Source organism: Acinetobacter sp. WCHAc060033 (genome assembly GCF_004209125.1).
Classification (GTDB): domain Bacteria; phylum Pseudomonadota; class Gammaproteobacteria; order Pseudomonadales; family Moraxellaceae; genus Acinetobacter; species Acinetobacter wuhouensis.
Genome location: NZ_SGSW01000077.1, coordinates 1 through 8351 on the forward strand (window position 1 = coordinate 1; position 8351 = coordinate 8351).

Consider the following 8351-nt stretch of genomic DNA (forward strand, 5'->3'; position numbering starts at 1 on the left):
TGCCGTTGTTTGAGCTGTAGCAGCATTTGTTAATGCGCTATCCGCTGTTGTTTTAGCTGTGTTTGCCGTTGTTTGAGCTGTAAGAACTGCTTGATTTGTTATAAATAGCTGTGCCCCATTCACAGAGTCTGTAGAAATACTATTAATATCTCCTGCTGTTACATTAACTATTTTACGAGTTTGTGCTGAACTTCCTACACTAACAACATTTTCTAAACCACCATCAATACTTGAAGAACCAATTGAAACAGAGTTTTTCCCTGATGAAACTGAGCCTGTACCTAATGCTATAGAATTAGTTCCACTTGCTACTGTTGATAAAGTATCCGAACTACCTATAGCTATTCCACCATTATTTCCCGAAGTAAATCCATTTGCATTGCCAGCATAACTATTAATTCCTAATGCTAAATTATTTGATCCTCCAGTTCCTCCAGTTCCTCCAGTTTGGGCTAAATTTGCACCAACACCTGTTGTACCACCACCGATAGAAATATTATTATTCCCGCCAGCACCTCCATATGTCCAATCCGTTACAGTAGTATTAATTGCATTTCCTCCTGTTCCTGAAACACCACTACCCAGAACTATATTATTATTCCCGCCAGCACCTCCAGTAGCACCATGACGTGATGCCCCGCCACCATCGCCACCATCACCACTATTTCCAGAACCCAAAACTATATTATTATTCCCGCCAGTTCCTCCATAACCATTTGGGAAACCCGTAATAAAACCATTACTTCCTGCAGAGGCTCTAGGACCTGAAGCTATATTATTATTAGCATCTATTTGAGTAATATCTGATGAACTACTTCCACCCTGAATAGCCATAGCAATATTTGGATAAAGCAATAGAGTACTTATTACAATTGATATTCTTTTAACCATCTTAAAATCATCTTGAGTTTTGAGGTTACAAAAATATAATAAATAATATAGTTTTACACTAAATATCTTTATAGCCTGTTAGACCATTATAAGTGAACCCCACATTTAACATAATGGTGGTTATACGAAATGCTTTTTAAAATATCTTTGTTTTTCATATAGTTAAAAAAATTTCATCCCCCTAAAAAACCACAAAAAACCGACTTGGAAACAAGTCGGTTTCTTTTTAAGCAATTTTGATACTTCTTGCCAATAAAATTGATCAATATTTAATCAAATTGTCGTTTTTCTCTGGCTTATCAATACCCCACATCCCGAAACTATCCCCAATTTCTGCGGACAACTCTTGGGATAAAGTAGGCCAACTTTGTAAGCTAAAACTTACACAGATTTAAGGATTTTGCGGATTGGTAATCCAAAGCATTAGCCCTATGATGAATACATAAGGGAACTGGATGTTTCTAGAAAACAAGAATAAGAAAATAGCGCAAGGAATGGGCAGCACGAGATCAGTAAGACTAGCAACCCGATATGAAAAAGCCCGACAGGATGTCGGGCTTTTTTATTATCTCAATTTTCTAAATTAGACTTGGATGAGCATCAAGAATACGAATTAAAGTTGCTGCAGGACCAGTCGGATAGCGACGGCCTTGTTCCCAGTTTTGTAGAGTTCTCGCGCTGATATGCAAACGTGCAGCAAACTCTGCCTGGGTTAAGCCAGTTTTCTCACGTACTTCTTTAATATCCGGCAATTCAAGCGCTGTAACTCGACTGGCCTTTATCTCATTACGTTTGATAGCACCAGCTTCTTTGATTGAAGCAACCAGGTCATCAAATAAGTTGTTATCCATGAAATTGCTCCTTCACTAATTGACGTAGGATCGAGGTCTCTTTGTCGGTCAGATTATCTTTCACAGACTTTGGATAAGCCACTAGGAAAAAGATCTGATCATCCTCTGTGACCCAATAATAGATCACCCGGATACCACCACTTTTACCCTTATTACCTTGAGCACAACGTACTTTACGGATACCACCGCCATTCTTGATTAAGTCGCCTTTATCGGGCTGTACCAAGAGATCTTGCTGGAGCTGACGATACTCTTCATCACTCACAAGCTCTTTGATTTGCTTGGTAAAAATACTGGTTTCAATGAATAGCATAGGTTCAAGTACGTCAATGGCGTATAAGAATTTTAGCAGTTTTAGAACAAAAAAACGAGAGATTACAGCTCTCTGTTAGAACCCATTCAAAATGTCTATATTCTCACCAATAAAAATGTCCACTTTTAGAATATGCGCTTTTGCGATTTTCTTATCGGACGGTTTAATATGTTGGTGTCTATATCGGATAAACTAATATTCTTTGCATTACGTCTACTGATAAAAATATGTATAACGTTCATCCAAGTGAAAAACTAATTCACGCTTTCCGCCAAAAACCTTATCAGGGATGTTGTCCTACTCAAGCAGAGTTTTTATTTATTGGCTTAGATGCCAATTACGCTCCCAATATTGAAGAACAAAAAATATTTTCTAAAATCATTGAATATCATGAGGATGCTATTTCATTTTGGCAGAAATACAATGTACATCATCCTTTTTTATTAGATGGATATAAAGGAGATGGGCGAAAATATCATAAAGAATTTTCAAAAATTAGACTTTCTTGCAAAGATGCTTCTCGTATTTCATTTATCGAGCTTCTTCATCTTCCCACAACTGGTAGAAATGATTTGAAAAGCTCTGATCTTGATAAAAATCATCTACAATACATTCATAAAGCCATTTTTTCAGAACACACTAAAGCTGTATTTATCTCTGACGCTGTTTTTAAATTAATGAAAAAAACATCTATATTTTCATGGATGAATGATGCTAAACAAATAGAAGGACATACTCTTAAAGTTTTTCATGAAAAAAAACCTTTAATCTATAAGCATTTACATTTTTCAACTTATGGAAAGTTTCAAGCTCAAAAAGAGGAAGAGATAAAAGCAATTCATAATATTATTCTAAAATCAAACATCAGTGATTTAACATAAAATCTCTTATATGAAATTTAGAACTTATCCCTTAAAAAGATCATTAAAAAGCTCTTTATCTTTCTGTCTATTTTCTTCTGTCTTACTTTCCGCACTTAAAAACTGCTCAAAATCAGCCCATTGATGTTTAAAAGATTCATCATTCTTAAATTTATTCAAAACCCAAGCGCCAAGCAAAATTTTCCGTCTAGTTTCATTTTTCCGTTCTTGGGCTTTTGCTTCGCTTAAAAGTTTTTGCTGTTTGAGTTTAAGCTCATTCTGTTTCTGTTTTGCCTGTTCTAAGATCTGCTCTTGTTCTTTTTTTAAATACTCAATTTGCTCTTGCAGGGATAATTTTTTCTGCTGTGCTTTGGTGAGTTTCTTTAAAACTGCATCTTTCTTTTCTTGAATATCTGACATAGTATTAAACCGTGATGATCAATAATCAAACATCATCATAGAGTCAAAAAACAAAGCGAGCAATATCAAACGTAGCGAAGCGAAGTTTTCCCGAAGTGAAACGAAGGGCGCACTTACCCACTTTTATCATTTCATTCAAAAGTGGACGTTGCGACAGGGGGAAACCCCTGTACCCCATGACCTCGCTTTAGCATGGTCAGCAACTTTTTCAAAGTTGCAAAAATCAAAACCACGGTATGCAGAAATTTAGGTTTTTAAAGTGGCAATTTTTCATTTGAATGAAAGCAACATCTCACGAAGTGACGGACGTTCAGCCGTTGCTTGTGCTGCTTATCGTGCCTGTGAAAAACTAGAGGATCTGACTTTTGGAAAGACTCAGGACTACACTAAAAAAAAGGGACTTGAATACAAAAATATTTATGCACCAGAACATACCAATACAAAACTTTTAGACCGTCAAACACTTTGGAATACAGTAGAAAAAAAAGAATTCAATGCCAATGGCTCAATGAAAGCCAATGCACGACTCGCCAAAGAATATATCTGTGCTTTACCACATGAATTAACAGATGCAGAACGCATAAAAATCGTTGATGACTTTTGCCGAGACTTTGTGAACAAGCACAATGTTATTGTCGATGCCTGCATCCATGCACCACATGAACATAACGATGAAACCAATAATAAAAACTATCACGTACACATGATGTTCACGACCAGACTCATCAATGAAAAAGGCGAATTAGGAAAGAAACAAAGAATCTTCAACGACCATGGTCCCGAGATCCTGAAGGACAGCCGAGCAACTTTTGCCAATGTTGTAAACACAGTATTGGAAAATGCCGGACTAGACGAACGCATCGACCACCGGAGTTACAAGGATCAGGGCTTAGACTTTCTTGAACCCACTCATCATGAAGGGCATGAAGCTACAGCACTTCGCAGACAATATGACGAGGAACAAAAAAGACCGCTTGAAGAACGTAACACTGAAATTGTGCTACCAAGAATTGCACTTGAAAATGATGCAATCAAAGCCAAAAATTTAGATGCTGCACGAGAATACCAACAGATCATCAAGGGCCTTGATCAAGAAATTATTGTTCCAAGTCGATTAGAAGATCAGATTACCCAGCTGGAAAACGAACTTCAGTTAACCGAAGCAGAAGAAAAAGAGCTTTTAGCAGAATTAGTAAATCTCAACCTAGAAGAAGAACGCCTGCAAGAACAACAGGTTCAACAGATCGACAACGCATATGATGACTTCATCCGGTGCCAAGATATTTATGCAGAATTTGCCAATCAGTTTTACACCATTCAAAGCAATGCTGCTGATAATCAAAAGCAGATTGAATCAAATCTCACCAAGACAAAACGATGGTTAGCAGAAAACAAAAGCGATTTTTACCTACATAGCAATAATTTGTTTTATGACTCTTACCATCATACTTACAGAGATATAAAAAAACCTGATTTTTATGCGACTGAAAAATCAGTAGAACAGGCAAAAAATGAGAACTGGAGAGAATACGCAACCGAGGTCGAACAACTTGCTAAAGAATACGATATTGAGAATGTCGTCCAACGCTTAGGTCAATGCTCAGAGATACTGGAAAATAATGGGATTGAACGACCAACGATAAAACCCACGTTTTGGCAGAAGCTAAAACGAGAGTACGTTCATTCATTCGATACCCTACATGATTTTAATGATGATATGAGTCCCCTCCTTAAAGCAAAACGGGCAGATGATCTCAAAATTGAACAAGAAAGAATGCAGCAAGTACGCCAAACGGAAGTAGATCGCCAACGAAGAATTGAAAATGATCGCAGAGAAAGTGAATTTAGAGAGCAATTACGTAAAGAACGAGAGCAAAAAGAACAACGCTATGAACAAGAAAGACACGAACGAGAACATTTGGCATTTTTAAAACGCCAAGAATTGGAAAAACAGCAGAAAAACGAGCCTAAAAAACCAGAAAATGAAAATAACAACGATTACCGACCTTGGTGAATGCTGTTTAAACGCAAAAAAATAGGGTTTTTAGCGATGTTTTGCTAAACCACAGTAGATTTATAGTTGAGTTAAGAAAAAACTCTTAAATCGCAAATGAGAGCATTTAGCGAGTGTCTACGAGCGAACTACAGGGATCTAAATTTTTTCACCTGTTTTTCCCTGATTACAGGCTCCCCTGTGTATCAAGAACTCAGAATCAGAGCATCCCGAATGGGTGCGAACTGATTACGGTGGCTTTATGTCGAGCGAAGCGAGTGAAAAAGTTCTATGAGCGAAGCGAATTCCTAGTTGCTTTTCTTTTTTAAAAAGTCACGAAATTTTAAGCCAAAAATTGCCCCTACGAACTGAGCGAAAGCGAAGTTCAATAGAGTTTGAGCGTAGCGAAAACCGAGGGCAATTTTTCCTTGCCTGGGCTTTTAATTATTTTTAAAGTTTTTAAATGCTTTTAGGTAAGCTGAAAGCCTTGTAAATAAAGGCTTCTAGACTTCATATGACACCGTTTACCTTGCAATATGACACCGTTTACCTTGCAATATGACACCGTTTACCTTGCAATATGACACCGTTTACCTTGCTTATAGCACTAAAATTAATTAAGGTGTTATAGCATAATAAATAATACTGGTGCTTCATGAGAGAGTTAGTTGTAAAAGACAATGCCTTAATTAATGCAAGTTATAACTTAGATTTAGTAGAACAACGTTTAATTTTATTAGCTATTGTTGAGGCAAGAGAAAGTGGGAAAGGGATTAATGCTAATGATCCCTTAACTGTCCATGCAGAAAGCTATATCAATCAATTTGGCGTACATCGCAATACCGCTTATCAGGCATTAAAAGATGCCTGTAATGATTTATTCGCAAGACAATTCAGCTATCAAAAAATAAATGAAAGAGGGAATATTGAGAACTATAGATCCCGTTGGGTTAGTGAAATTGGATATGTAGATAATGAAGCAGTGGTTAAGCTTATTTTTGCCCCTGCCATAGTTCCATTAATTACGCGCTTAGAAGAGCATTTTACTAAATACGAATTGCAGCAAGTTAGTAATCTCAGTAGTGCTTATGCTGTTCGTTTATATGAGTTATTAATTGCTTGGAGAAGTACGGGCTCTACTCCAATTATAGAGCTAAGTGATTTCCGTCAAAGAATTGGCGTACTCGATACTGAGTACAAGCGTATGGAACGCTTTAAAACTAGTGTACTTGAGCTCGCTATTAAACAAATTAACGAACATACAGATATCACAGTGAAGTATGAACAACACAAAAGAGGTCGATCAATTTCAGGATTTTCGTTTAACTTTAAACAGAAAAAAAAGGACTCTCCACCTCTAGTAGATAGAGATCCTAATACTTTAGATTTCTTTACAAAGATGACTGATGCACAACGCCATATGTTTGCAAATAAACTTTCCGAACTTCCTGAAATGGGTCGTTATTCCCAGGGAACTGAAAGCTATCCGCAATTTGCTATTCGTATTGCTGAGATGCTGCAAGACCCTGACCGAATAAAAGAACTATACCCATACCTAAAAAAAGTGGGATATATGCCATCAAATAAAAAGGACACCGTAAATGGCTAAGTTATCACTAAGTGAAGTATCTAAAAAATTTCATGTTGATAGATCAACCATTTACAGAGCTGTACGTAATGGACGTTTATCACGCTCCAGTGATGGACAATTCGATCTAGCAGAGGTCATCCGATGCTTTGGAGAACCTGAGCAAACATCTCAAAAAATTGAATCATCTAAGCAAGAAGGTGATGAATCTACAAAAAAACTTATTGCCCATTTAGAAAATGAAGTCAAAAAATACCAAGAACGTGAAGAACGGTTAATGCAACAAATTGACCGTATGCAAACACTCATTGAGCTGAAAAGTGTTGCACCTGCCACAGCAGCACCACAACAAGATGCTACGGCATGCGACACCGACCTACTACAGCATGCGACAACACAACAAGACAATGATAATAAAAAGAATAATGAATTAAATATTGCAGAAAATGTGGCAGTGCCACAGCAAGAAACTACGGCATACCACACCCAAACGCTACAGTATGCCACGTTGCAAAATGTGGCAGTGCCACAACACAAAAAACGTGGATTATTTGGCCGTGTGCTAAATGCTGTTTTTGATCATGACTGAGCAATCTAGGGAGAGAAATCATGCCGAAACTGAAAGACATTGCCCTGGGCATTATTGTGGCTCCGCTGCTGATCCCGATTATGCTAATTGCATCGTACCAGGATAAAAAGGCACTGAAGAAAGAGCTGGATGAACGCCAAAAAGAAAAAGCCCAGGCTTCCTGATTATTCACTTGGGCTTATTAAAGCCGTGGAACATTGCTCAATAAGTAGGCGTGGAACGTGAAAGATCACAAAAAAAACCCATTCGGGCTAGAATGGGCTGTTAAGTTTAGACTATACCACTGAAATTAAAGAATAAAATATTAGCATTTCGTATAAGGTGTATTATGTTAATTTTAGGTAAATTTAAAAATGAACTTTTAAATTTTTACCAGGCGAAACTTACTCCTAAACTACTACTAGATGAATCATGATCCGCAATAGCGAAAGATCCAGAAGAAAATATATTTTCATTAATTTTTATAGTTGCACCAACAGCCATTGCATTTTTACTTCCATAGTTACCAATACCAATACTTACTGCATAGTTTTTACTTCCATCAATCACTGCCGGTATCCGTGATTGAGCCGCTGCTAATGCACCTACACTATCAAGTTTTGTGTCAATTTTATTAAGACGATTATCAATTTTTTGAAACTTATTATCTAATATATCAATACGGTGGTTAGCTGTTGCTGCATTATTTAAGGCAGTATTTGCCGTTGTTTGAGCTGTAGCGGCATTTGTTAATGCGCTATCCGCTGTTGTTTTAGCTGTAGCAGCATTTGTTAATGCGCTATCCGCTGTTGTTTTAGCTGTAGCAGCATTTGTTAATGCGCTATCCGCTGTTGTTTTAGCTGTGTT

9 protein-coding genes and 1 pseudogene are annotated in these 8351 nt (G+C 37.2%); 5 read left to right on the plus strand and 5 right to left on the minus strand.

The genetic code is table 11. The annotated features are described in order from the left end of the window. The 3 genes and pseudogenes from EXE10_RS19470 to EXE10_RS19480 all read right to left on the minus strand — a co-directional run. A pseudogene (locus EXE10_RS19470) lies at window positions 1–891 on the minus strand (hypothetical protein); the annotation flags it as partial. Between the two features lie 578 nt (window positions 892–1469). Beyond that, on the minus strand, window positions 1470–1742 hold the full coding sequence (gene nadS, locus EXE10_RS19475) for a NadS family protein (protein WP_130114462.1): 273 nt from the start codon (window positions 1740–1742) through the stop codon (window positions 1470–1472). Then, window positions 1735–2055 (minus strand): type II toxin-antitoxin system RelE/ParE family toxin, encoded by a 321-nt coding sequence (locus EXE10_RS19480; RefSeq protein ID WP_000897309.1) that lies wholly within the window; start codon window positions 2053–2055, stop codon window positions 1735–1737. The genes nadS and EXE10_RS19480 overlap by 8 nt, the downstream gene beginning before the upstream one ends. 227 nt (window positions 2056–2282) lie before the next feature. Here EXE10_RS19480 and EXE10_RS19485 point away from each other — a divergent pair, with 227 nt between their 5' ends. After that, a complete protein-coding gene (locus tag EXE10_RS19485) occupies window positions 2283–2936 on the plus strand; it encodes a hypothetical protein (RefSeq protein ID WP_005086345.1) in 654 nt (217 codons plus the stop codon). 24 nt (window positions 2937–2960) lie between these two features. Here the strand turns inward: EXE10_RS19485 and EXE10_RS19490 are convergent, their stop codons facing one another. Further along, window positions 2961–3335, minus strand: a complete 375-nt coding sequence (locus EXE10_RS19490; RefSeq protein WP_086322809.1) for a hypothetical protein — start codon at window positions 3333–3335, stop codon at window positions 2961–2963. 259 nt (window positions 3336–3594) lie between these two features. On the opposite strand from EXE10_RS19490, the gene mobQ reads away from it, so the two are divergent. The 4 genes from mobQ to EXE10_RS21605 all read left to right on the plus strand — a co-directional run bounded on the left by mobQ (window position 3595) and on the right by EXE10_RS21605 (window position 7669). After that, complete coding sequence (gene mobQ / locus EXE10_RS19495) at window positions 3595–5349, plus strand: MobQ family relaxase (protein ID WP_228256867.1); 1755 nt, start codon at window positions 3595–3597, stop codon at window positions 5347–5349. A gap of 634 nt (window positions 5350–5983) precedes the next feature. Further along, window positions 5984–6937: a replication initiation protein RepM gene (gene repM, locus EXE10_RS19500; RefSeq protein ID WP_130114463.1), complete on the plus strand. Its 954-nt coding sequence runs from the start codon at window positions 5984–5986 to the stop codon at window positions 6935–6937. Further along, window positions 6930–7505: a plasmid replication DNA-binding protein gene (locus EXE10_RS19505; protein WP_130114464.1), complete on the plus strand. Its 576-nt coding sequence runs from the start codon at window positions 6930–6932 to the stop codon at window positions 7503–7505. The genes repM and EXE10_RS19505 overlap by 8 nt, the downstream gene beginning before the upstream one ends. Window positions 7506–7525: 20 nt before the next feature. Further along, window positions 7526–7669 (plus strand): hypothetical protein, encoded by a 144-nt coding sequence (locus EXE10_RS21605; RefSeq protein ID WP_162898103.1) that lies wholly within the window; start codon window positions 7526–7528, stop codon window positions 7667–7669. 205 nt (window positions 7670–7874) lie between these two features. Here EXE10_RS21605 and EXE10_RS19510 read toward each other — a convergent pair. Beyond that, on the minus strand, window positions 7875–8351 hold a 477-nt coding region (locus EXE10_RS19510), incomplete at its 5' end, for a YadA C-terminal domain-containing protein (RefSeq protein WP_171478516.1).

Coding starts and splice junctions, on each gene's coding strand:
- repM (WP_130114463.1), top strand. CDS start 5,984: ATGAGAGAGTTAGTTGTAAAAGACAATGCCTTAATTAATGCAAGTTAT.
- EXE10_RS19490 (WP_086322809.1), bottom strand. CDS start 3,335: ATGTCAGATATTCAAGAAAAGAAAGATGCAGTTTTAAAGAAACTCACC.
- EXE10_RS21605 (WP_162898103.1), top strand. CDS start 7,526: ATGCCGAAACTGAAAGACATTGCCCTGGGCATTATTGTGGCTCCGCTG.
- nadS (WP_130114462.1), bottom strand. CDS start 1,742: ATGGATAACAACTTATTTGATGACCTGGTTGCTTCAATCAAAGAAGCT.
- EXE10_RS19505 (WP_130114464.1), top strand. CDS start 6,930: ATGGCTAAGTTATCACTAAGTGAAGTATCTAAAAAATTTCATGTTGAT.
- EXE10_RS19480 (WP_000897309.1), bottom strand. CDS start 2,055: ATGCTATTCATTGAAACCAGTATTTTTACCAAGCAAATCAAAGAGCTT.
- EXE10_RS19485 (WP_005086345.1), top strand. CDS start 2,283: ATGTATAACGTTCATCCAAGTGAAAAACTAATTCACGCTTTCCGCCAA.